The organism is Sphingomonas mollis (assembly GCF_016427505.1).
Taxonomy (GTDB): Bacteria; Pseudomonadota; Alphaproteobacteria; order Sphingomonadales; family Sphingomonadaceae; genus Sphingomonas; species Sphingomonas mollis.
In genome coordinates, this window is sequence record NZ_JAELXS010000005.1 from 205681 (window position 1) to 228360 (window position 22680).

Annotated in this window: 16 protein-coding genes; 5 read left to right on the top strand and 11 right to left on the bottom strand. The window is 68.4% G+C overall.

Features of this window, described 5'->3' with window-relative positions:
- Window positions 1-5 precede the first annotated feature (5 nt).
- A complete protein-coding gene (locus JAO74_RS10685) occupies window positions 6-698 on the bottom strand; it encodes a winged helix-turn-helix domain-containing protein (protein ID WP_056523874.1) in 693 nt (230 codons plus the stop codon).
- A gap of 357 nt (window positions 699-1055) precedes the next feature.
- Window positions 1056-4202, bottom strand: coding sequence for a type II toxin-antitoxin system ParD family antitoxin (locus JAO74_RS10690; protein WP_199037738.1), 3147 nt, complete (start codon window positions 4200-4202; stop codon window positions 1056-1058).
- Window positions 4203-4298: 96 nt separating this feature from the next.
- Between JAO74_RS10690 and JAO74_RS10695 the strand changes: the two genes are divergently transcribed.
- Complete coding sequence (locus JAO74_RS10695) at window positions 4299-5189, top strand: polysaccharide deacetylase family protein (protein ID WP_233150881.1); 891 nt, start codon at window positions 4299-4301, stop codon at window positions 5187-5189.
- 4 nt (window positions 5190-5193) lie between these two features.
- Here JAO74_RS10695 and mmsB read toward each other — a convergent pair whose 3' ends face one another.
- From mmsB to JAO74_RS10725, 6 genes are all read right to left on the bottom strand, one after another.
- Window positions 5194-6063, bottom strand: coding sequence for a 3-hydroxyisobutyrate dehydrogenase (gene mmsB, locus JAO74_RS10700; protein ID WP_199037740.1), 870 nt, complete (start codon window positions 6061-6063; stop codon window positions 5194-5196).
- Window positions 6064-6203: 140 nt separating this feature from the next.
- Window positions 6204-6980 (bottom strand): enoyl-CoA hydratase, encoded by a 777-nt coding sequence (locus JAO74_RS10705; RefSeq protein ID WP_199037742.1) that lies wholly within the window; start codon window positions 6978-6980, stop codon window positions 6204-6206.
- Between the two features lie 11 nt (window positions 6981-6991).
- Window positions 6992-8035 (bottom strand): enoyl-CoA hydratase/isomerase family protein, encoded by a 1044-nt coding sequence (locus tag JAO74_RS10710; RefSeq protein ID WP_199037973.1) that lies wholly within the window; start codon window positions 8033-8035, stop codon window positions 6992-6994.
- The gene (locus tag JAO74_RS10715; RefSeq protein ID WP_199037744.1) at window positions 8035-9174 is read right to left on the bottom strand and encodes an acyl-CoA dehydrogenase family protein; all 1140 of its coding nucleotides are present in this window, start codon (window positions 9172-9174) and stop codon (window positions 8035-8037) included. Before JAO74_RS10715 ends, JAO74_RS10710 begins: the two co-directional genes overlap by 1 nt.
- Window positions 9171-9725: a hypothetical protein gene (locus JAO74_RS10720; RefSeq protein ID WP_233150883.1), complete on the bottom strand. Its 555-nt coding sequence runs from the start codon at window positions 9723-9725 to the stop codon at window positions 9171-9173. Before JAO74_RS10720 ends, JAO74_RS10715 begins: the two co-directional genes overlap by 4 nt.
- Window positions 9726-9730: 5 nt before the next feature.
- On the bottom strand, window positions 9731-11260 hold the full coding sequence (locus JAO74_RS10725; RefSeq protein WP_199037748.1) for a CoA-acylating methylmalonate-semialdehyde dehydrogenase: 1530 nt from the start codon (window positions 11258-11260) through the stop codon (window positions 9731-9733).
- A gap of 139 nt (window positions 11261-11399) precedes the next feature.
- Here JAO74_RS10725 and JAO74_RS10730 point away from each other — a divergent pair, with 139 nt between their 5' ends.
- The 4 genes from JAO74_RS10730 to JAO74_RS10745 all read left to right on the top strand — a co-directional run bounded on the left by JAO74_RS10730 (window position 11400) and on the right by JAO74_RS10745 (window position 18125).
- Window positions 11400-13463, top strand: coding sequence for a TonB-dependent receptor (locus tag JAO74_RS10730; RefSeq protein ID WP_199037750.1), 2064 nt, complete (start codon window positions 11400-11402; stop codon window positions 13461-13463).
- Window positions 13464-13499: 36 nt separating this feature from the next.
- Window positions 13500-15530, top strand: coding sequence for a M3 family metallopeptidase (locus tag JAO74_RS10735; protein WP_199037752.1), 2031 nt, complete (start codon window positions 13500-13502; stop codon window positions 15528-15530).
- Window positions 15527-16591 carry a PLP-dependent cysteine synthase family protein gene (locus JAO74_RS10740; RefSeq protein ID WP_199037754.1) on the top strand — a complete coding sequence of 355 codons (1065 nt, stop codon included), beginning with the start codon at window positions 15527-15529 and terminating at the stop codon, window positions 16589-16591. The genes JAO74_RS10735 and JAO74_RS10740 overlap by 4 nt, the downstream gene beginning before the upstream one ends.
- A 400-nt stretch (window positions 16592-16991) precedes the next feature.
- Window positions 16992-18125: an extracellular catalytic domain type 1 short-chain-length polyhydroxyalkanoate depolymerase gene (locus tag JAO74_RS10745; protein WP_199037756.1), complete on the top strand. Its 1134-nt coding sequence runs from the start codon at window positions 16992-16994 to the stop codon at window positions 18123-18125.
- A gap of 3 nt (window positions 18126-18128) precedes the next feature.
- Here the strand turns inward: JAO74_RS10745 and JAO74_RS10750 are convergent, their stop codons facing one another.
- Genes JAO74_RS10750 through flhA form a run of 3 tightly spaced genes read right to left on the bottom strand, consistent with a single transcriptional unit; the run spans window position 18129 to window position 22679 of the window.
- Window positions 18129-19796 carry an MFS transporter gene (locus tag JAO74_RS10750; RefSeq protein WP_199037758.1) on the bottom strand — a complete coding sequence of 556 codons (1668 nt, stop codon included), beginning with the start codon at window positions 19794-19796 and terminating at the stop codon, window positions 18129-18131.
- A gap of 55 nt (window positions 19797-19851) precedes the next feature.
- A complete protein-coding gene (locus JAO74_RS10755; RefSeq protein WP_199037761.1) occupies window positions 19852-20607 on the bottom strand; it encodes a FliA/WhiG family RNA polymerase sigma factor in 756 nt (251 codons plus the stop codon).
- Window positions 20604-22679 (bottom strand): flagellar biosynthesis protein FlhA, encoded by a 2076-nt coding sequence (gene flhA, locus JAO74_RS10760; protein WP_199037763.1) that lies wholly within the window; start codon window positions 22677-22679, stop codon window positions 20604-20606. The genes JAO74_RS10755 and flhA overlap by 4 nt, the downstream gene beginning before the upstream one ends.
- Window position 22680 lies beyond the last annotated feature (1 nt).

Sequence of the window (22680 nt, forward strand, 5' to 3'; positions counted from 1 at the left end):
GCAAACTATCCGTCCGCCGCCAGCCGATACCCGGCACCACGCACGGTGTGCAGGATCGGCGAGCCAAACCCGTCCTCCAGCTTGCGGCGCAGGCGGCCGATATGCACATCGACCACGTTGGAACCGGGGTCGAAGTGATAGTTCCAGATCTTCTCCAGCATCATCGTGCGGGTCACGACCTGGCCGGCATGGCGGGCGAGGAATTCGAGCAGGTTGAATTCGCGACCGCCCAGCGGGATCGCGCGACCGGCGCGGCTGACGTGGCGCGACAACAGGTCGATCTCCAGATCGCCGACCGACAGCTTGGTCTTCTGTGGCTCGGTCGCGGCGCGGTCGGAGCGGCGGACCAGCGCCTCGATCCGGGCCGACAGTTCGGCGAACGAGAACGGCTTGCACAGATAATCATCGGCGCCCGCCTTCAACCCGTCGACCCGGTCGTCGACCGATGCGAGGGCCGACAGGACCAGCACCGGCGTCGCGACCTTGGCGGCGCGGAGCGCGCCGACCATCGACAGGCCGTCGAGGCCGGGCAGCATGCGATCGGCGATGATGAGATCGAACACGCCCTCGCTGGCGAGGAACAGGCCGTCGCGGCCATTGTCGGTGGTTTCCGCCGCATAACCGGCCTCGGCCAGCCCCTTCGCCAGATAGGCGGCGGTGGAGGCATCGTCCTCGACGATCAGGATCTTGCGGCTCATCGCTCTACGCTCACCCTCTGGTCCATACAGGAAAAGCCGGCGGAAAGCATCCTTTCCGCCGGCCCTACGGCACCCCCGGGAGTGTCGGGCACCGATCTCGTCAACGCTGTCGCAAGGGCCGCTGCGGTGGGCGACCCTGCTGTCGAGAGACGGGATAGGCGATCCCGGCATACCGGGCCGTGACGGCGACATGACAAATATGTCATCCGACAGGGTCGCTGTCGTTAAGCCGACGTCAGTTGGACCCTCCCGTGTTCCTGCGAAGGCAGGAACCCAGGGTCACAGGCGATGTCGCTTTTGGCCCTGGGCTCCTGCCTTCGCAGGAGCACGGGAGCGATGTGCCTCGACCCTGCTCCATCAAACCGGCGGCGTTGCCGTCGCCGCCACATCCTCGTCGGCCACGGTCCGGTCCCCCAGCGCCGTCACCACCGCCGCGGCCAGCGCCGCGCCGCGATAGGGTTTGGCCAGGATCACCGCCTCCGTCCCCGCCGGCACCGCGGCGGTATCGCCGGTGGCGAAGACGACGCCGACCCCCGGCCGCAGCGCCCGTGCCTTGTCCGCGAAGGCCAGCCCGGACAGACCCGGCAGGTTCACGTCGGTCACCAGCGCGTCGATCGCCACCGTCTGCAGCGCAGCCATCGCCTCCTCGGCGCTCGCGGCATCGACCACGACGAAGCCCGCCTCCTGCAACATGTCGGCGGTCGCCGCGCGGATCAGCATGTCGTCCTCCACCAGCAGGATCACGCCACGAGCGGCAGGCGGCGAGTCGGTGGCGGGGGTAGGCGCTACTTCCGCCGATGCGACCGGCGCGTCAATTCGATCCGCGCCGATCGCCCGCTGACCCTGATTGGCCAGCACATGGCGGAACTTCCGCGCCAGCGCCTCGCGCGTGTAGGGCTTCGACAGCAATTCGACGCCGGCATCCAGCTTGCCGCCATGCACGATCGAATTCTCGGTGTAGCCCGACGTGAACAGCACCGCGAGCTGCGGCAGGCGGATGCGCGCCATGCGCGCCAGCTCCGGGCTTTTCAGCGTGCCCGGCATCACCACGTCGGTGAACAGCATGTCGATCGGGATGCCGCTTTCGATCACGTTCAGCGCACTGTCCGCATCGACCGCCTTCAGCACGCGATAACCCAGATCGGTCAGCATCTCGACGACGGTGGCGCGCACCTCGGCGTCGTCCTCGACCACCAGCACCGTCTCGGTGCCGCCGGCGATCGGGCCGGTATCGACCGCGACCTCGACATCCTCGCTCTGCATCGCGCGCGGCAGGTACAGCCGGATCGTCGTGCCCTCGCCGACCTCGGAATAGATCTTCACATGGCCGCCGGACTGTTTGACGAAGCCATAGACCATCGACAGGCCCAGCCCCGATCCCTTGCCCTCGACCTTGGTCGAGAAGAACGGTTCGAACACCTTGTCGATGATGTCGGGGGTCATGCCGCTGCCCGTGTCGGACACCGCCAGCATCACATACTGGCCCGGCTCCACCTCCTCATGCGTGCGGGCGTACTCGTCGTCGAGATGGGCGTTGCCCAGTTCGATCGTCAGCCTGCCCTGCCCCTCCATCGCATCGCGGGCGTTGATCGCCAGATTGAGCAGCGCATTCTCGATCTGCGCCGGATCGATGAACGTATTCCAAAGGCCGCCACCGACGATCGTCTCGATCTCCACGCCCTCGCCGATCGCGCGGCGCAGCATGTCGTCCATCCCGCGCACGAAGCGCGTGACGTTGACGACCTTCGGCTCCAGCGCCTGACGACGGCCGAAGGCGAGCAACTGGCTGGCGAGCTTCGACCCACGCGACACGCCCGCCATCGCATTGGCGACGCGACGTTCGGCGCGGTCGTTGCCGGCGATGTCCTTGGCCAGCAATTGCAGATTGCCCGACACGACCTGCAACAGGTTGTTGAAATCATGCGCGACGCCGCCGGTCAGCTTGCCGACGGTTTCCATCTTCTGCGCCTGCGCCAGCTTGGCTTCGGCCTGACGCCGCTCGGCGATCTCGGCGATGACGCGGGCTTCCAGCGTCTCGTTCAGATGGCGCAGCTGATCCTCGGCCCGCTCGCGGTGGCGGACCTGCCGGGCAAGGTGTTCGGCCTGTTCGCGCAACGCCGCCTCGGCCGCGCGCTGATGCGTGATATCGGTGTGGACGCCGACCCATTCGACGATCTCGCCCGCATCGTCGACGATCGGCAGACCGCGCACCGCGCAGGTCCGCCACGTACCGCAATGGCGACGCACCCTGTGTTCGAACACGAACATCGACCGGGCAGCAACCGCCGCATTCCATGCCTCGATCGTCGGCGCGACATCATCGGGATGCACCGCATCGGCCCAGCCGAAGCCCTGATATTCGTCGATCGACTGTCCGGTCAGCGCCGCCCAGCCCGGCTGTTCGCCGACCATCCGGCCATCCGCGCTGTTGGTCCACAACACGCCGTGGACCGCATCCATCGCAGTACGGAAACGGCCGTTGCTGTGCGCCAGCGCCGCCTCCCGCTCGGCCCGTTCCTCGACATCGATGCCCAGCACATAGACGCCGGGGATCGACCCGTCCGCCGCGACATGCGGGATATAGCGTATCTCGCACCGCCGCGCCTGGCCGGTGCGGTCCGGCAGGACCGTCTCATCGGCGAACCCCTCACCAGTCAGCGCGCGATCGATCGCGGCGCGGCGATGCGCGTAGAATTTGTCGCCCACGATCTCGCGCACCGATCGGCCGACGATCTGGTCCGGGGACCGGCCAAACCATTGCTGATAGGCGCCATTGGCGAAGCGATAGATATGGTCGCGATCGATATAGGACACTAGCATCGGCACCGCATCGGTGATCTGGCGAAGCTGCGCCTCGCTGGCGGCCAGCCGCCGCTCCGCCCCGACCCGGCCGCTATTGTCGACCATCGTGCACATCACGCCACCGACCCGGCCATCGGCGAGATAGACGGGGGTGTAGAACAGATCGAGGAACAGCGTCTCGTCACCATCCGCGCGGTGGAACAGGATCGGCTGGTCGCGGTGCGCCACCACCTCCCCCCGCCGTGCCGCCGCCAGCACCGACCGGTTCCAGTCCCATACCTCCGGAAAAGCCGTCGCGACGGGATGGCCCAGCGCGGCCGGATGGCGATCGCCGGCCACCGCGCGATAGCTGTCGTTGTACAGCATCACATGGTCCGGTCCCCACATCACCACCTTCGCCACCGGCGAATTGACGATGTTGCCCACGGTCGTGCGCAGTTCCGCCGACCAGCCGTCGATCGCGCCCAGTGACGTTGCCGCCCAGTCGAACCGCCGGATCAGGTCGCCGCACTCACCGCCGCCGATCGGCCACGTCGCCGGCAATCCTGCTGACCCGCCGCCATCCTGCGCCCGCAACAGCTTCAGCGCGGTGCGCACCACCTCGCTGGCATTGCCGTAATCGCCCGAGGCGAGCTGATCGTCGATGAAGCTGCCCAGTTCGGGCGTCAGCGAGATGTTGCGGGACAGTCTATTGGTGGCCATGGACAGACTTGTTGGTGAGCCGCCGGTCGTGTGTCAACAGATGACACGGAGGGCGACATATCCACAGGCGGGATCGCCGGATTGATGGAGTGGTTGATGATCGGTCGGGCAGGAATCGCGTTGGTCGTTGCATCGCTGGCGAGTGGTGCATCCGTCGCCCGGCCATCCGAGTCGGCCCCCGTTATCGCCATCACCTTCGATGATCTGCCCGCGCACGGCGCCCTGCCCCCCGGCCAGACGCGCGAAGGCATCATCCGCGCCATCGCCGCCACGCTGAAGGCGGAACGCGTACCCGCCTTCGGGTTCCTGAACGGCGGCGTCGAGCGCGACGATCCCGATGCCGCGCGTGCCATCGCCGCATGGCGCCGCGCCGGCCTGCCGATCGGGAACCATGGCTATACCCATGCCAATCTAGACACCGTCGGCGCGGCCGCCTTCACCACCGATATCGTCACCAACGAAGCGCCACTGATCGCCGCCATGGGTACGCGGGCGGACTGGCACTGGTTCCGCTATCCGTTTCTGGCGGAGGGCCGGTCGCCGGCGGCGCAGAACCAGATCCGCGCCACGCTGCGCGACCGTGGCTATCGGATCGCGGCGGTGACGATGGGCTTTGCCGACTACGCCTGGAACGCACCCTATGCCGCCTGCCTGGCGAAGGGAAACCGCGCCGCCGTCGCGCAACTGGAACAGGGATTCCTGAACGACGCCCGCACCGCCGCGCTGGCATCGCGCGCCAATGCGACGGCGCAGGTCGGACGCGACATTCCCTATGTCCTGCTGATGCATGTCGGCGCGCTGGATGCGCGGATGCTCCCCCGGCTGATCGCGCTCTATCGGTCTATGGGCTTCCGCTTCACGACGCTGGCGCGGGCGCAGGCCGATCCGTTCTATGCCGGCGCCATGGACCTGTCGCGGCCCGGCCCGTCGCCGGCGCTCGCCAACCAGCCGCAACTGACCGGTCCGCCCGCCGATCTGTGTGGCTGACCCGTCACAGCGTCCGGATGACGCCCGAGAAATCGAGCCGCCCCGCGCCGCCCTCGACGAAGTCGGCATAGATATCGCAAGCATGGCCCCCCATTGGAGTGGCGGCACCGACATCGGCCGCCGCCTCGCGCGCCAGCTTCAGGTCCTTCAGCATCAACGCCGCCGCGAAGCCGCCCTGATAATCGTGATCGGCCGGCGTCTCCGGTCCCACCCCCGGCACCGGGCAATAGCTCGTCATCGACCAGCTCTGGCCCGACGACACGCTGGCGATGTCATAGAATGCCTGCGCCTCCAGCCCCAGCCTGTCGGCCAGCGCGAACGCCTCGCACGTCGCGATCATCGTCGAGCCCAGCAGCATGTTGTTGCAGATCTTCGCCGCCTGCCCCGCGCCGTCGCCACCGGCATGGATCACCGCCTTGCCCATATCCGTCAGGATCGGATGCGCCCGGTCGAACGCCGCCTGACTGCCGCCGACCATGAAGGTCAGCGTGCCGGCCCCGGCGGCGGCGATCCCGCCCGACACCGGCGCATCGACCGCCGCCAGCCCGCGCGCCGTCGCTCCTTGCGCGACGCGCCGGGCGGTGGCGACGTCGATGGTCGAACAGTCGATCAGCAGGGCGGCGGGCGGCAGCGCGGCGAGGATGTCGGCATGGACCTGTTCGACATGGCTGCCGGCGGGCAGCATCGTGACGACGACCTCCGCCCCATCGGCCGCCGCGACCGCATCGGCGGCGGGCAGGCACCCGGCCGCCTCGGCTCGTGCCAGAGCGTCGGCCGAAAGGTCGAACGCGCGGACATCATGCCCCGCCTTCGCAAGGTTGGCGGCCATGCCGCCCCCCATGTTGCCCAGCCCGATAAAGGCGATGCGTGCCATGCTCTCTCTCCTGCTTCTTCTTCTGCTCCCCTCCCGCTCGCGGGAGGGGTCGGGGGTGGGCCTGTCACCAGTCGTTGCCCGCTGTTTGCGTGGACAGGCCCACCCCTAGCCCCTCCCGCAAGCGGAAGGGGAACGACCGGTCAACTTCCCGTCCACACCCCCGGCCGCTTCTCCACGAACGCCGCCATCCCTTCCGTCTGGTCCGCCGTCCCGAACAACCCGTGGAACAACCGCCGCTCGAACTGCACCCCCGCCGCCAGGCCGGTCTCGAACGCCGCCAGCACCATCTCCTTGTTGGCGATCGCCGCCAGCGGGGCCATGCCGGCGATGACGGTGGCGGTCTTCACCGCCTCCTCGACCAGATCGTCGGCCGGGACGATCCGCGCGACCAGACCCGCGCGCTCCGCCTCGACAGCGTCGATCATCCGGCCGGTCAGGCACATCTCCATCGCCTTCGCCTTGCCGACCGCGCGGGTCAGGCGTTGCGATCCGCCCATGCCGGGGGTGACGCCCAGCTTGATCTCCGGCTGGCCGAACTTCGCGGTATCGGCGGCGAGGATGAAGTCGCACATCATCGCCAGTTCGCACCCGCCGCCCAGTGCATAGCCCGCCACCGCCGCGATCACCGGCTTGCGCGTGGCGGCGAAGCGGTCCCATCCGGCGAAGAAGTCATGCCCGTACATCGCGGCGAAACCCTGCGCCTGCATCTCCTTGATGTCGGCACCCGCCGCGAACGCCTTGGGCGATCCGGTGATGACCGCGCAACGCTGGCCGGGATCGGCATCATACGCGGCCATCGCGGCGAGCAGGTCGGTCAGGATCTGCCCGTTCAACGCATTCAGCGCCTGCGGACGGTTCAGCGTGACGAGCGTCACCGCCCCGCGATGTTCGACGATCAGCGTATCGTATTCGGCCATTCGATCCTCATTCAAAAAGGTGTCCACGCCTCATGATCGGGCAGCGGCGCGACGATCTGGTCGATCAGGTGGTCGCTGACCGCTTCCGGCGTCGCGGGGTTCCAGCGGGGAGCGTTGTCCTTGTCGACGATCACCGCGCGCACGCCCTCGGCGAAGTCGTGGCGCTGCACGATGCGGGTGGCGATCGCGTATTCCTGCCGCATCTCGTCCTCGAACGTCGCCATCGTCGCGCCGTCGAGCAGCAGCTTCAGAGACAGCTTCATCGATTGCGGCGACCGGGTCCGCAAGGTCGCCAGCTGCGCCGAAGCCCATTCGCCGCCATCACCGGCGAGCGCGGCGAAAACCTCGTCCAAATCGTCCGACGCGAACAGCCGGTCGATCGCCTCACGATGCCCCATTATGGCCGCTTCGGGCGGCGATAGCGCCAGTCCGTCCAGTGCGGCGGCAATGCCTTGCGGATCGGCGGCGATCCGCCGCTTCGCTTCCTCGATTCCGTCGGCAGGCAGGTAATGCGTCGCCAGCCCCAGCGCGAGGCATTCCGCCCCGTTCAACCGATGCCCGGTCAGCGCCAGAAATTGCCCCATCCGCCCCGGCAGCCGTGACAGATACCAGCCGCCGCCGACATCGGGGAACAGGCCGATCGCGGTTTCGGGCATCGCGAATTTCGTGTTCTCCGTCGCCACCCGGAACCGGCACGGCATCGCCAGACCGACGCCGCCGCCCATCGTCACGCCGTCCATGAAGGCGACGGTCGGCTTGGCATAGGTGAACAGCCGGTGGTTCATCCGGTATTCGGTGGCGAAGAACGCCCGCGCCGCCGCGCCGTCGCCCGCGCCGCTATCGGCCAGCATCCGGATATCGCCGCCGGCGCAAAAGCCCCGTCCCTCGGCATGATCCAGCACGACCGCCCCGACATCGCCCTCCTCGCGCCACGCCTCCAGTGCGTCGATGATGGCGGTGCACATATCCGTCGTCAGGGCGTGGAGCGCCCTGGGGCGGTTGAGGCGAAGACGGCCGGCGGCGCCGTCGGTGGTGACGATCACCTCGGCGCCCATCACTTCACCAGATCCCGGCCGATAATCATCCGCATCACCTGATTGGTCCCCTCAAGGATCGAATGCACGCGCAGGTCGCGCCAGAAACGCTCGATCGGATAATCCATGAGGTATCCGTACCCGCCATGCAGTTGCAGCGCGCGGTCGACCACGCTCGATCCGGTATCCGTTGCCAGCCGCTTGGCCATCGCGGCGAAGCGCGTCTTGTCGGGCGCATCCGCCGTCACCTTCGCCGCCGCCAGATAGAGCAGCGCCCGCGCCGCCTCCAGCTCGGTCGCCATGTCGGCCAGCGTGAACTGCGTGTTCTGGAAGTCGGCGATGGGTTTGCCGAACTGCTTGCGGTCCTTGGTGTAGCCGATCGCCTCGTCCAGACAGCGTTGCGCGCCGCCCAGCGAACACGCGCCGATGTTCAGCCGGCCGCCGTCCAGCCCGGTCATCGCGATGCGGAACCCCTCGCCCTCCGCGCCGACGAGGTTCTCGGCCGGCACGCGAACCTGATCGAACATCACCTGCCGCGTCGGTTGCGAATGCCAGCCCAGCTTGCGCTCGTTGGCGCCGAACGACACGCCGGGCATATCCTTCTCGATGACGAGGCACGAGATGCCCTTCGGCCCGTCCGCACCGGTGCGGACCATGACGGCATAGATTTCGTTCTCGCCCGCGCCGGAGATGAACTGCTTGGTGCCACTGACGATATAATCGTCGCCGTCGCGCACCGCCCGCGTGGTCAGCGCCGACGCATCCGATCCCGATGACGGCTCGGTCAGGCAATAACTGGCCAGCCGGTCCATCGTCACCAGATCGGGCAGGTATTTCGCCTTCACCGCCGCCGACCCGAACCGGTCGATCATCCACGCCGCCATATTGTGGATCGAGATGAACGCCGCGGTGGAGGGACAGCCATAGGCCATCGCTTCCATGATGAGCGCCGCCTCGACCCGCCCCAGCGCGATGCCGCCGGACTCTTCCGACACATAGATCGCCGCGAAGCCCAGATCGGCCGCCGCCTTGATCGTCTCGCGCGGGAAGATGTGCTTCTCATCCCACTCGCCTGCGAACGGGGTGATCCGGTCGGCGGTGAAGCGCCGCGCCAGTTCCTGGATTTCGCGCTGGTCGTCGGTAATGTCGAACTGCATCACGACACCGCCGCCGGGCAACGACTGTATCGCTGCGCGCCCTTCACGCCCAGATCGTCGCCCCTGGTGACCTCGCGGACCAGCGTCTTGCCGTCGTCGAGCAGGCCCAGCGTCGCGGTCTGGGTCCAGGTCTGGCCCTCCCCCGAATAGCTCAGATCGATCGTCAACCTGAGCGGCGTGTCGAGGCGGATGTTCGTCGGCGTCGCGCGCGATTCGTAGAAGGTCAGGCGATCGCCCGCCACGACCATCAGCCCCTTGGCGATATCGGCCTTGGCCGGATCGCAATCCGCCACCGTCATGCCCCAGCGTCCCCGGAACGCCTCCGGCAGCGCCGCGACCGGGGTTGCGCTCGCCATGGGCGTCGGGCCGGAACCGGGCGGCGTCAGCGGCACCACGCTGTTGGTCGGGTCCTCCATCAGATTGGCCGGCGTCTGTTCGACCGCCGCACCGCCGCCGGTGGATTCGCCCGCGCTGTTGTTACCAGCCTCGTCGCTCGATCCGCACGCGGCGAGCAGCAGGGCGAAGCCGAATATCGCCTGTGTCTTCATGGTCATGCTCCTCAACCCATGGTCGGGATGACGAACGCATCCTGCACGCGAGAGGGTCCGCCATCCTCGCTGCCGCCGGGCAGCACCGATCCGTCCGGCCACCGCTGCGTCACCGTCTTCGTCCGGGTCCAGAAGCGCACGCCCTCGGTGCCGTGCTGGTTGATGTCGCCGAACGCCGACCGCTTCCACCCGCCGAAGCTGTGATAGGCGACCGGCACCGGGATCGGCACGTTGATCCCGACCATGCCGACATTGACCCGCGCCGCGAATTCCCGCGCGGCATGGCCGTTGCGGGTGAAGATCGCAACGCCGTTGCCGTATTGATGCTCGCTCGGCAGGCGCACCGCCGTCTCGAAATCGGGCGCGCGCACGATCTGGAGGACGGGGCCGAAGATTTCCTCGCGGTAGCTCTTCATCGCCGTCGTCACATGATCGAACAGCGACGGGCCGATGAAGAAGCCCTGCTCGTGCCCCTGCAACGAGAAGCCACGGCCATCGACCACCAGTTCGGCGCCCTCGTCGACGCCGGTCTGGATCCAGTCCTCGACACGCGCCTTGTGCGCCGCGTTCACGACCGGGCCGTAATGCGCATCGGCATCCGTCGATACGCCCACACGCAGCGCGGCGATGGCGGGGATCAGTTTCTCGCGCAGGCGATCGGCCGTCTTGTCACCCACCGGCACGACGACGGGCAGCGCCATGCACCGCTCGCCCGCCGACCCGAATGCGGCTCCCGACAGATCGGCGACGACCTGATCCAGATCGGCGTCGGGCATGACGATGCCGTGGTTCTTGGCCCCGCCCATCGCCTGCACGCGCTTGCCGGCATCGACGCCGCGGCGATAGACGTAATGCGCGATGTCGGACGATCCGACGAAGCTGACCGCGGCGATCCCCGGATGATCGAGGATCGCATCGACCATCTCCTTGTCGCCATGCACCACCTGCAGGATGCCCTCGGGCGCACCGGCCTCCAGCATCAGTTCGGCGAGACGCACCGGCACGCTGGGGTCGCGTTCCGACGGTTTCAGGATGAACGCGTTGCCGCACGCGATCGCGGGGCCGAACATCCACATCGGGATCATGCCGGGAAAGTTGAACGGCGTGATGCCCGCGCCCAGCCCCAATGGCTGGCGCATCGAATATACGTCGATGCCGGGGCCCGCTCCTTGCGTGTATTCGCCCTTCAGCACGTGCGGGATGCCGCAGCAGAATTCGATCACTTCCAGCCCGCGCTGGATATCGCCCTTGCTGTCGGCGATCACCTTGCCATGTTCGGACGACAACAGGTGTGCGAGCGCATCCATCTCGCGTTCGACCAGTTCCTTGAACCGGAACATCACGCGCGCGCGGCGTTGCGGGTTGGTCCCGGCCCAGCCGGGCTGCGCGGCATGGGCGGCGGCGACCGCCCGGTTCAGATCGGCGGCCGTGCCCAGCGGCACGCGGGCCTGCACCGATCCGTCGTTCGGATCGAAGACGTCGGCCGTCCTGCCGCCCCCGATCCCGGCTGTACCGGCGATCAGATGGTCGATGTTTCGCATATCGCTCTCCTTGCTGCCGGCCTTAGAGGCAGCATCCCCGCCGCTCAAGTGCGGCATGGGACGAAAGGTCGGGGTGGCGCGATGCGACCCGCCTGCTAAGCGGACGCCAAATCCGCTTCTGCTTCAGGAACCTGCCCCCATGACCGGCCTCCGCCCCGCCGCGCTGCTCCTTGCCGGCTGCGCCACCGGCGCCGTCGCCCAGACGACACAAGCACCCGAGATCGTCGTCACCGGCCGCGGGCTGGCCGACCAGCCCGGCGACCGCGCGTTCGACGTCGTCACGATCGACCGCGGCCGGATCGAGACGAACGCGTCCGACCGGCTGGAAAGCGTGCTGGCCGATGTCGCCGGCCTCCAGCAGTTCCGCCGTTCCGACAGCCGCAGCGCCAATCCGACCAGCCAGGGCATCACCCTGCGCGGCCTCGGCGGCAACGCATCGAGCCGCGCGCTCCTGATCCTCGACGGTGTGCCGCAGACCGATCCGTTCGGCGGCTGGGTCGCCTTTCCCGCCTATGCCACCGACCGGATCGGCCGCATCCGCGTGACGCGCGGCGGCGGCAGCGGCTTTTACGGACCCGGCGCGCTGGCCGGCACGATCGAGATGGACAGCGCCACCCCCACCGCGCTCGCCCCGCTGATCGGCAGCGTGGCGTATGGCAGCCGCGATTCGATCGAGACGCAGGGGTCGGCGGCGCTCGTCCGGCCGGGCGGCTTCGCGACCATCTCGGGCGCCTATGCCCGCGGCGACGGTTTCACCCCGACCGTCGCCGACGATCGCGGCCCGGTGGATCGCCCCGCTGCCTACGAACAGGCATCGGGCGCGATTCGCACCGTGCTGGCGCTGGCGGCCGACACCGAGGTGCAGGTCAACGCCGCCGCCTTCACCGACACGCGCGAACGCGGCACGCCGTTCACCGCCAACAGGAGCGAGGGCGCGGACGCCAGCATCCGCCTGGTCGGGCGGGGCCGCTGGGGCTGGTCCGCACTCGGCTATGTCCAGACCCGCGCCTTCGCCTCCAGCTTCGCGGCCATCAACGCCGCCCGCACCACCGCGACGCAGACGCTGGACCAGTACAACACCCCTGCCACCGGTTTCGGCGCGCGGGTGGAGGTGCAGCCGCCGCTGGGCGAGGCGATCGCCCTGCGCCTGGGCGCGGACGTGCGCGACGTGAAGGGCCAGACGCAGGAACGCTATACCTTCGTCGCGGCCAGCCCCACCCGCCGCCGCATCGCCGGGGGCGAGAACCTGACCGGCGGCCTGTTCGCCGATGGCAGCGTGCAGGCCGGCGACGTGACGCTGTCGCTGGGCGGCCGGGTCGACTGGTGGCGGATCGGCGGCGGCTTCCTGCGCGAGAACACGATCGCCACCGGCGCCGCGATCAACGACCTGTCCTTCGCCGACCGCACGGGGACGGAGGCGACCGGCCGCGCCGGGATCGCGTGGCGCGTCGCGTCGCCCGTCACGTTGCGCGCCGCCGCCTATCGCGGCTGGCGCCTGCCGACGCTCAACGAACTGTACCGCCCGTTCCGCGTCGGCGCCGACGCCACCGCCGCCAATGCCGCGCTGTCGCCCGAACGGCTGACCGGGGTGGAGGGCGGCGTGACGCTGACCCCGACCGCCACGACCAGCATCGCCGCCACTGTGTTCCACAGCCGGCTGGACGACGCGATCGCCAATGTCAGCGCCGGCACCGGCCCCGGCACCTTCCCGCTGGTCGGTTTCGTCGCGGCCGGCGGCATCTACCGCGTCCGGCAGAATCTGGATGCGGTGCGATCGAACGGGATCGAGGTCGATGCGTCGTGGCGGCCCGGCCCGGTCGGCGTCACCGCATCGTACAGCCATGTCGATGCGCGCGTCCGGGCATCGGGTGCGGCGCTCGCGCTGGACGGCCTGCGCCCCGCCCAGACCCCGCGCGATCAGGTGTCCGCCACGATCGACGGCCGGTATCGCGGTATCGCCGCCGCCGTTACCATCCGCCACGTCGCCCGCCAGTTCGAGGACGACCAGAACAGCCGCACGCTCGCCCCCGCCACCACCCTCGACACCTATCTCGCGCTCCCGGTCACCACCGCGCTCAGTGTCGAGGCCCGCGCCGAGAACCTGTTCGACGAGCGGGTCGAGGCCGGGATCAGCGGCGCGAACATCGTCGAACGCGCCACGCCGCGCACGCTGTGGATCGGCCTGCGCTATCGCCCGCGATAGAGGGCGGCTCTTGAACGGCGGCGGCGTATCCATCAAATGCCGGTCATGAACCCTTTCGCCGACGCCACCGCCCTCCCCCGCTTCACCGACATCACGCCCGATGCGATCGCCCCCGCGCTCGACGCCGCGATCGCCGACCATGAAGCGGTGGTGGAACGGCTGACCCGCGACCGCCCGACCGGCTTCGCCGAGGTGTGGCTCCCCTATGAGCGCGCCGACACCGCGCTGGGCGCGATCTGGTCGGCGGTGTCGCATCTGCACGGCGTCGCCGACACGCCCGAACTGCGCGCCGCCCATGCCGAGGGACAGAAGCGCCTCGTCGAAAACGGCATGAAGGTCGGCCAGAACCGCGACCTGTACGACGTGCTGGTCGCGCTCGCCGCCTCGCCCGCCTTTGCCGAACTGCCCGATGCCGACCGCGTCGCCGTGGAGCGGGAAATCCGCAGCTTCACCCTGTCCGGCGTCGCGCTGGAAGAGGAAGCGCGGGAGCGGTTCAAGGCGGTGTCGGTCGAACTGTCCGGCCTGTCGAACGAATTCGGCAGCGCGGTGCTCGATGCCACCGATGCTTGGGAAGCGCTGGTGACGGACGAGGCGGACCTCGCCGGCATATCCGACACCGACAAGGCGATGTTCGCCGCCGCCGCTGCCGCCAAGGAACAACAGGGCTGGCTGGTCACGTTGCAGGGGCCGAGCGTCGGCGCGATCCTGACCTTTGCCGAGAATCGCGATCTGCGCGCCCGCGTCTATCGCGCCTCGGCCACCCGCGCCTCCGATCAGGGGCCGCACGCCGGCCAGTTCGACAACGGCGCCCGCATCGCCCGCATTCTGGAACTGCGGCGCGAGGCGGCCGGGCTGCTCGGGTTCGCCGATCCGGTCGAATGGTCGCTGGCGACCAAGATGGCGCCCAATGCCGGCGAAGTCCTCACCTTCCTGCGCGATCTCGCCCGCCGTGCCAAACCGGCCGGCGAGCGCGATCTGGCCGAACTGCGCGCATTCGCCGCCGAACGGTTCGGCATCACCGATCTGGAGCCATGGGATGTCGGCTTCGTGTCGAACCGCCTGCGGCAGGATCGCTACACCGTCGACGAGCAGCAGGTGCGCGGTTACTTCCCCGTGACCCGCGTCATGGCCGGCTGGCAGACATTGCTCGGCCGCCTGTTCGGTATCCGGTTGCAGGAACGCCACGACGTCGCGCTGTGGCACCCCGATGCGCGTTATTTCGATGTGCTGGACGAGGACGGCACGGTATCGTCGGGCCTCTATCTCGATCTCCACGCCCGCACCGGCAAGCGTGGCGGCGCGTGGATGCAGCAGGCGCGGCCCCGGTTGCAGGACGGCAACACCGTGACGGTGCCGGTCGCCTATCTGATCTGCAATTTCGCCCCCAATACCGATGAGACGCCGTCGCTGCTCAGTCACAACGACGTGACGACGCTGCTTCACGAGACCGGCCATTGCCTCCACCATCTGTTCACCCGCGTGAACCGGCCGAGCATCGCCGGCACCAGCGGTTTCGAATGGGATGCGATCGAACTGCCCAGCCAGTTGATGGAGGATTTCGCCTGGGACCGGGACGTGCTGACCGGCATGTCTGGGCATCACCAGACCGGCGAGCCGCTGCCCGCCGGCCTGTTCGACCGGATGCTGAAGGCGCGGCATTTCCAGGCCGGGCTGTTCATCCTGCGTCAGGTCGAATTCGCACTGTTCGACCTGCTGCTTCACCTCGGCACCATGGGCAGCGACCCGATCGAGGTGATCGAGGCGGTGCGTGACGAGGTGGCGGTGATCCGCCCGCCGGCATGGCATCGCTTCCCGCACGCGTTCAGCCATATCTTCGCAGGCGGCTATGCATCGGGCTATTACAGCTATCTCTATGCCGAACTGCTGGCGGCGGACGGTTTCCAGCGGTTCGCCGAACATGGTCTGGTCGATCGCGCGACCGGCGAGCTGTTCCGCGACGAGGTGCTGGCGCGCGGCGCCACCCGCCCCGCCGCCGACAGCTTCCGCGCGTTCCGCGGCCGCGATCCGGAACCGACCGCCATGCTCGTGCGGCACGGCCTGCAATGACCGTATCGCGGGTCGACCGGGCATGGCTGAACGAGGCGGTGCGGCGGATCGAGGCGGATTATAACCGGTCCGCCGACACCCACCTGATCCGCGTCGACCTGCCGCGTTATCCGGGCATCACGCTGTATCTGAAGGACGAAAGCTCGCATCCGACGGGCAGCCTGAAGCATCGCCTCGCCCGCTCGCTGTTCCTCTATGCGCTGTGCAACGAGTGGATCGGCCCGAACACCTGCGTAATCGAGGCGTCATCCGGATCGACCGCCGTGTCGGAGGCGTATTTCGCCCGGATGCTCGGCCTGCGCTTCATCGCCGTCGTCCCCGCGTCGACCGCCGCGCCCAAGCTGGACGCGATCCGGTTCCATGGCGGCGAGATCCACATGGTCGACGATCCGCGCACCGTGTACGATGTGTTGCACCGGCTGGCGGCGGAAACCGGCGGTCATTTCGTCGACCAGTTCACCTATGCCGAACGCGCCACCGACTGGCGCGGTAACAACAACATCGCCGAATCGATCTTCGCGCAGATGGCGCAGGAGGAACACGCCGTTCCCCGCTGGATCGTCTGCGGCGCCGGCACCGGCGGCACCTCGGCCACCATCGGCCGTTTCATCCGCTATCAGCGATACGCCACGCGATTATGCGTCGCCGACCCCGAACATTCGGTCTTCCACCGCCATTTCGCCGACCGCCGCGTCACCGAACTGCCCGAAGGCTGCGCCTCGCGGATCGAGGGGATCGGCCGCCCGCGTGTCGAGCCCAGCTTCGTCCCGTCGGTGATCGACCGGATGATCGCGGTCGGCGACTGCGCCAGCGTCGGCGCGATGCGCGCCCTGTCCGACCGTCTCGGCCGTCGTGTCGGCGGATCGACCGGAACCAACCTGTGGGCCTGCGCCGCGCTGGTCGAGGAAATGGCGGCGGCGGGCGAACAGGGCAGCATCGTCACCCTGCTGTGCGACGGTGGCGATCGCTATGCCGCCACCTATTTCGACGACGACTGGCTGGCGAAATGCGCGATCCTGTCGGCCCCGGCCACGCAACGGATGGCGGCGTTCCTGGCATAGGCTGCGGGACGACCGCTTCCGGATGAACGGTTCGACCGTCATTGCGAGCGTAGCGAAGCAACCCAGTGTTCCACGCGCTGCCCTGGATTGCTTCGCTACGCTCGCAATGACGGTCCACACTTCACGGCTGTCCTACATCGCCACGATCGGTTATTCCTTTTGACGATCGTTCTTTCTTACCCTTGATCCGACCCCCGATCATCCCCATTCGCGCGGGTGTGTGCGAGCGCGGGTGGAGGGTGTGACTTTCGGTGTGACTTTCCGACCGGCAGGCATCTGTTTTGGCACGGCGACGGGCGACCAACGCCCTTGCATCCCGCTGCGCCATCCTCATATGTTGCATTGCAGCATAGACGTCGTCGATCGGACGCGTCACGCTCCACGGCCCAACGGAGCCCTTATGCCTAGCATCAGCGATACCCTGTCCCGCCTGAACAAGATGTCCGCCATGTCGGGCCAGATGGGCGGCGCCATCGACAATGACCGGCTGACGCCACTGTCCATGACGGGCAGCAATCCCGGCGGGCTGAAGGCGTATTTTTACGCGCCCGACACGACCGCGACTGTCCCGCTGGTCGTCGTCCTGCACGGCTGCACCCAGACGGCGGCCGGGTACGACCACGGTTCCGGCTGGTCGGCGCTGGCCGAGCGGCATGGCTTTGCCGTGCTGCTGCCCGAGCAACAGCGCGCTAACAACCCGAACCTCTGCTTCAACTGGTTCGCCGCCGCCGACACCCGGCGTGACGACGGCGAAGTGCTGTCGATCCATCAGATGATCGCCACGATGATCGACCGCCACGGTGTCGATCCCGCCCGCGTGTATGTCACAGGCCTGTCGGCGGGTGGCGGCATGGCCTCCGCCATGCTGGCGACCTATCCGGAAGTGTTCGCCGGTGGCGCGATCATCGCCGGCCTGCCGCACGGCGCCGCCGGTTCGGTGGGGCAGGCGATGGAGCGGATGCGTGGTCAGGGACATGTCGGTGACGCCGCCTATGCCGATCTCGTCCGTGCCGCCTCCCCGCATGACGGCCCATGGCCGACCGTCTCGGTGTGGCAGGGCGGTGCCGATACGACGGTCAGCCCGGCCAATGCCGATGCGATCATCGGCCAGTGGCGCCTCCTCCACGGCGTCGGCCCGATCCCCGATCGCGAGGATGTCGTGGATGGTCATCCCCGCCGTCAGTGGCTCGATCGTCAGGGTCGCGCCGTGATCGAGGATCACCGCATCGCCGGCATGGGCCATGGCACGCCGCTCGATACCCGCGGCGACGCGGGCGTTGGCGTGGCGGGTGCCTATATGCTCGATGTCGGCACCTCCTCCACCCGCCACATCGCGGCAAGCTGGGGCTTGCTGGACAGGGTCGCTGAGGCCGCACCGATGCCGGGCGCGGCGAAACCGGCGGCCCCGGCGACCCCGGCACCGACCATCTCACCCAACCTCCAACGGATGCCGGATACCCCGGTCACGCCTAAACCGGAGGGCGTGCAGGCGGTGATCGAGGCCGCGCTGCGCTCCGCCGGCCTGATGAAGTAAGGCTCAGGTCGACCGCGTCGCGTCGGTCATCGGTTCCGCCAGTTCGCGGGCACCGGCGGTGCGCAGGATCGGCAGCGATCCGGTCTGGCGTTCGATCATGCGGTGGACCCGGGGGGCATCCGGCCCGGCGTGCAATGCCAGAATGATCGTGCTGTTCTCGACATCGGCGTGCGTGCGCCGCTGGTTGTGGCGGATGTAATCGAGCCAGGTGGCGACATGATACCGCTCGATCCACAGGTCGGGCTCGCCGAGATCCCGCAGCAGCGTCCAGTGGCGGGCGCCGTCGCGGCGGCGGATGCGGCCCCGCTCGTTCATCGCGCTCAGGAACCCGACGATATCGCCGGTGGCGATGCGGTATTCGATCGTCACCACGATCGGGCCGCTGCGCGATTCGACCGGCACGGCGGTATCCGGTTCCGACCAGCGGTTCAACGGATCGAGATTCAGGTCGCCGATCTGCGGCAACGGCAGGATCAGGCCGACGAGTGCGCCGCCGGTCTGCACCAGCGCTGCCGCACCCAGCGCCACCGCGACGCCGTGATCCTCCGCCACGACGCCAAATATCCAGCTACCCCCGGCCATGCCGCCGAACGCCGCCATCTGGTACAGCGCCAGCGCCCGCGCCACGACCCAGCGCGGCGCGGCCATCTGCACCGTGACGTTGAAGGTCGACAGCGCCAGCACCCAGCCCGCGCCGGCCAGCATCAGCGCCGGCAAGGTCAGGACCAGCGTATGGCTGAACGCCGTGGTGGCGCCCCCGGCGGCCAGCGCGACCGAGGCGATGCGGACGATCCATTCGATCGAGTAACGCCGCCGCAACTCGCCGCTCGACAAGGCACCGCCCACCGCGCCGACACCGAACGCGCCGAGCAACAGGCCATAGGTGAGCGGCCCGCCGGTAATCAGCGTCCGGGCCACGAGCGGCATCAGCGCCGGGATCGCACTGGCGGCGATGCCGAACAGCGACGCCCGCAACAACACGATGCGGATATTGGGTGACATCGCAACATAGCGGACACCCGCCGCCATCGCGACGCCCAGCTTTTCGCGGGGCAGCAGCCGGGGCGGCAGATCGGGCCGCCAGCGCGCCAGCACCGCGATCAGCCCCAGATAACTGACCGCATTGACCGCAAAGGCCGCCGCCGCACCCGCCGCCGCGACGATGACGCCGCCGATCGCCGGCCCCAGACTGCGCGCGATGTTGAAACCCATGCTGTTGAGCGCGACCGCCCCCGGCAGCGAAGGGCGTGGCACCATATCGCCGACCGATGCCTGCCACGCCGGGCCGTTCACCGCCGTCCCGCACCCGATCAGGAAGGTGAAGACCAGCAGCAGGACGGGACTGAGCACACCCATCCAGCCGCAGATCGCCAGCGCCACCGACACCAGCAGCATGAACCCCTGCGCCCCCAGCATCACGATCCGCCGGTCGAGATTGTCGGCGATCGCCCCGGCCCAAAGAGAAAAGAGCATGATCGGCAGTGTCGTCGACGCCTGCACCAGCGCCACGAGTTGCGGCGACGGCGCCAGCGAGGTCATCATCCACGACGCGCCCACCGACTGGATCAGCCCGCCGAAGTTGGACGCCATGCTGGCGATCCAGACGGCGCGAAAGATCGGCAGGGTCAGCGGCGAGGCGGGGGTCACGGATGGATGGGAAGAATCCGGCATTGTCGTCCGATGCGGTATCGCAGGCCGGATGCCAAGCCGTCGAAAGCGCAAACCGTCAGCGGCGGGCCATCGCCTTCTTTAGCCGGGCATGCGCCGATCCCTTGATCTGGCAGACCCGCGCCGCGCCGACGCCCAGCACCTGGCCGATCTCTTCCAGATTGAGTTCCTCGACATAGTAAAGCTGGATCACCTGCGCCTCGCGTTCGGGCAGTGCGGTGATCGCAGCGATCAGCCGGTCGCGGGTCTGCCCGTCGGACAATTGCTCGAACGCGTCGGGCGTGTCGTCGGCGAACCATGGCAGGTCGTCGGCATACACCTCGTCGATCGAATCGAAGCGGACCGCGTCGGCCGTCTGGTACTCGCTGCGCAAGCGATCGACCGTCACGCCCAGATGGGCGGCGACCGCCGCTTCCGCCGGTGATTTGCCGGTGGCATCGGTCAGCTGGCGGATCGCGTCGGCATGCTGGCGCCGCCGCCGCATCGCCCCGCGTGTCGTCGTCGCCTGACGCCGCAGTTCGTCGATCATCGCGCCGCGCAGCCGCGTCGCCAGATATTGCCGGAACGTGACCTGACCGCGATCCTCGAACCCCGTCGCCGCCTCGACCAGCGCGACGAGGCCGACCTGCACCAGATCCTCGACCTCGACCAGCGTACTCATCGCGCCGTGGACGTGCCACGCGATGCGGCGGACGAGCGGCAGGTGCTGGCGGATCAGCGCCTCGCCGTCACCGCCCGGTCGCTGGCCAGGACGATAGGTGAGCGGCAGCGGCGTCGCCTGATCGAACGCCGTCGCCATCGGTTCGGCGCTCATGCTGCCAGCGCCTGTACCGGCTGGTGCGCACCGATGACCGCGACGACCTCGACCGCCTTGTCCTCCGGCACCTCGAAGAACGACAGCACCGGCGTATCGGGCAGGCAGGTCCTGACCAGCTTGCGCACGGCGATGCGGATCGACGGCTGCACGACGAGCGCGAAGGGCTTGCCCTCGGCGATCAGCGGTTGGGCGGCGTTCTGCAGCGCATCGACGATGCGGCGGCCCAGATCGGGTTCGATGACATGGCGGCGCGACGTATCGGCGCGCATCGCCTGTCCCAGCAATGCTTCCAATTGTCCCTCCAGCGTCATGACGCGCAACGGTTCGCGCACACCGCACAGTTTCTGGATGACGAGCGGCCCGATGGTCGGCCGGATCGCCTCCATCAGGTCTTCAGGGTCCTGCGTCCGCTGCGCGGCGACCGCGATAGCGCTGGCGAGGCGGCGGAATTCCTTCAGCGACACCTGCTCCGCCAGCAGCCCCTTCAGCACCTGCGTCAGCGCGGTGAGCGGCAACGGTTGCGGGCAGAGCGAGGCGACGAGCTGCCCGGCGCGATCCTTCAACCCGTCGAGCAGCGACTGCACCTCGTCGGGGCCGAGCAGGTCGGCGGCGTTGACGCCCAGCGCGTGGTTCAGGTGCGTCGCCATCACCGTGCCGGGATCGACGACCAGATAGCCCGCGCCGGTCGCCGCATCGGCATCGCCGGATGCGATCCAGATGGCTTCCAGCCCGAAGGTCGGGTCCTTGGTCTGCTTGCCGCGCAATGCGCCGAAGGCCTGGCCCGTATCGAGCGCCAGCATCTCGTCCGGCGATACCTGATCCTCGCCGACGCAGACGCCGTTGACCATGATGCGATAGGTGTAGGGGGCGAGATTGATGTCGTCGCGCACCCGGCATTGCGGCACGACGAAGCCCAGTTCCTTCGACAATTGCCGACGCACACCGGTGATCCGGCCCATCAGCGGCGCGCCGCGCCGTTCATCGACCAGCGGCACAAGGCCATAGCCGATGTCGAGATTGACCTGCATGCCCTCGGTCACTTCCTCCCAGCCGATCCGCGACGGATCGACCGGTTCGGCGACAGCGGGCGCCGCGACGATCATCGGGCGGCGTTCGATCTGGCGCAGCTTCCATGCGGCGAAACCGGCGATGGCGGCGGCGGTGAGGATGACGAGATGCGGCATACCCGGCAGGAGGCCAAGCAGCGCGAGGATGCCGGCGACCGGCGTCCAGGTGCGTGGGGAACCGAACTGGCCGCCGATCTGGCCGGCGAGGTCCTTGTCCGACGACACGCGGGTCACGATCGCGGCGGCGGCGATCGACAGCATCAGGCTGGGCAACTGCGCCACCAGTGCGTCGCCGATCGCCAGCAGGATATAGGATTTTGCCGCCGCGGCGATCGTCATGCCGTGGCTGACCGGCCCCAATATAAGCCCACCGATGACGTTGGCGGCCAGGATCAGCATGGCGGCGACCGCGTCGCCCTTCACGAACTTGGACGAACCGTCCATCGATCCGTAGAAATCGGCCTCGGTCGATACCTCGACCCGGCGCGCCTTGGCTTCGTCGGGGGTGATGAGGCCGGCGTTCAGATCGGCATCGATCGCCATCTGCTTGCCGGGCAGCGCGTCGAGGGTGAAACGGGCGGACACTTCCGACACGCGGCCGGCGCCCTTGGTCACGACGATCAGGTTGATGATCATCAGGATCGCGAAGACGAAGATGCCGACGACGTAATCGCCACCGATCAGGAAGGTGCCGAACGCCTCGATGACGTGGCCGGCCGCGCTCTCGCCCTCATGCCCGTGCACCAGCACGATGCGGGTGGAGGCGACGTTCAGGCCGAGGCGGAACAGCGTCGCGAACAGCAGGACTGTGGGGAAGGACGAGAAATCGAGCGGCTTCTGCGCATTGAGCGCGACCATCAGGACCGCAAGACTGATCGCGATGTTGGCGACGAAGAAGATGTCGAGCAGCACGGCCGGGATCGGCACGACCATGACGACGACCAGCAACAGGATCGCCAGCGGCAGGGCCGCACCGCGTGCCTGACCCAGGATCTTGCCCATC

Excerpts from the sequence above, each read along its gene's own strand:
- JAO74_RS10685 (WP_056523874.1), bottom strand. The coding sequence starts at position 698 with ATGAGCCGCAAGATCCTGATCGTCGAGGACGATGCCTCCACCGCCGCC.
- JAO74_RS10690 (WP_199037738.1), bottom strand. The coding sequence starts at position 4,202 with ATGGCCACCAATAGACTGTCCCGCAACATCTCGCTGACGCCCGAACTG.
- JAO74_RS10695 (WP_233150881.1), top strand. The coding sequence starts at position 4,299 with ATGATCGGTCGGGCAGGAATCGCGTTGGTCGTTGCATCGCTGGCGAGT.
- mmsB (WP_199037740.1), bottom strand. The coding sequence starts at position 6,063 with ATGGCACGCATCGCCTTTATCGGGCTGGGCAACATGGGGGGCGGCATG.
- JAO74_RS10705 (WP_199037742.1), bottom strand. The coding sequence starts at position 6,980 with ATGGCCGAATACGATACGCTGATCGTCGAACATCGCGGGGCGGTGACG.
- JAO74_RS10710 (WP_199037973.1), bottom strand. The coding sequence starts at position 8,035 with ATGGGCGCCGAGGTGATCGTCACCACCGACGGCGCCGCCGGCCGTCTT.
- JAO74_RS10720 (WP_233150883.1), bottom strand. The coding sequence starts at position 9,725 with ATGACCATGAAGACACAGGCGATATTCGGCTTCGCCCTGCTGCTCGCC.
- JAO74_RS10725 (WP_199037748.1), bottom strand. The coding sequence starts at position 11,260 with ATGCGAAACATCGACCATCTGATCGCCGGTACAGCCGGGATCGGGGGC.
- JAO74_RS10730 (WP_199037750.1), top strand. The coding sequence starts at position 11,400 with ATGACCGGCCTCCGCCCCGCCGCGCTGCTCCTTGCCGGCTGCGCCACC.
- JAO74_RS10735 (WP_199037752.1), top strand. The coding sequence starts at position 13,500 with ATGCCGGTCATGAACCCTTTCGCCGACGCCACCGCCCTCCCCCGCTTC.
- JAO74_RS10740 (WP_199037754.1), top strand. The coding sequence starts at position 15,527 with ATGACCGTATCGCGGGTCGACCGGGCATGGCTGAACGAGGCGGTGCGG.
- JAO74_RS10745 (WP_199037756.1), top strand. The coding sequence starts at position 16,992 with ATGCCTAGCATCAGCGATACCCTGTCCCGCCTGAACAAGATGTCCGCC.
- JAO74_RS10750 (WP_199037758.1), bottom strand. The coding sequence starts at position 19,796 with ATGCCGGATTCTTCCCATCCATCCGTGACCCCCGCCTCGCCGCTGACC.
- JAO74_RS10755 (WP_199037761.1), bottom strand. The coding sequence starts at position 20,607 with ATGAGCGCCGAACCGATGGCGACGGCGTTCGATCAGGCGACGCCGCTG.
- flhA (WP_199037763.1), bottom strand. The coding sequence starts at position 22,679 with ATGGGCAAGATCCTGGGTCAGGCACGCGGTGCGGCCCTGCCGCTGGCG.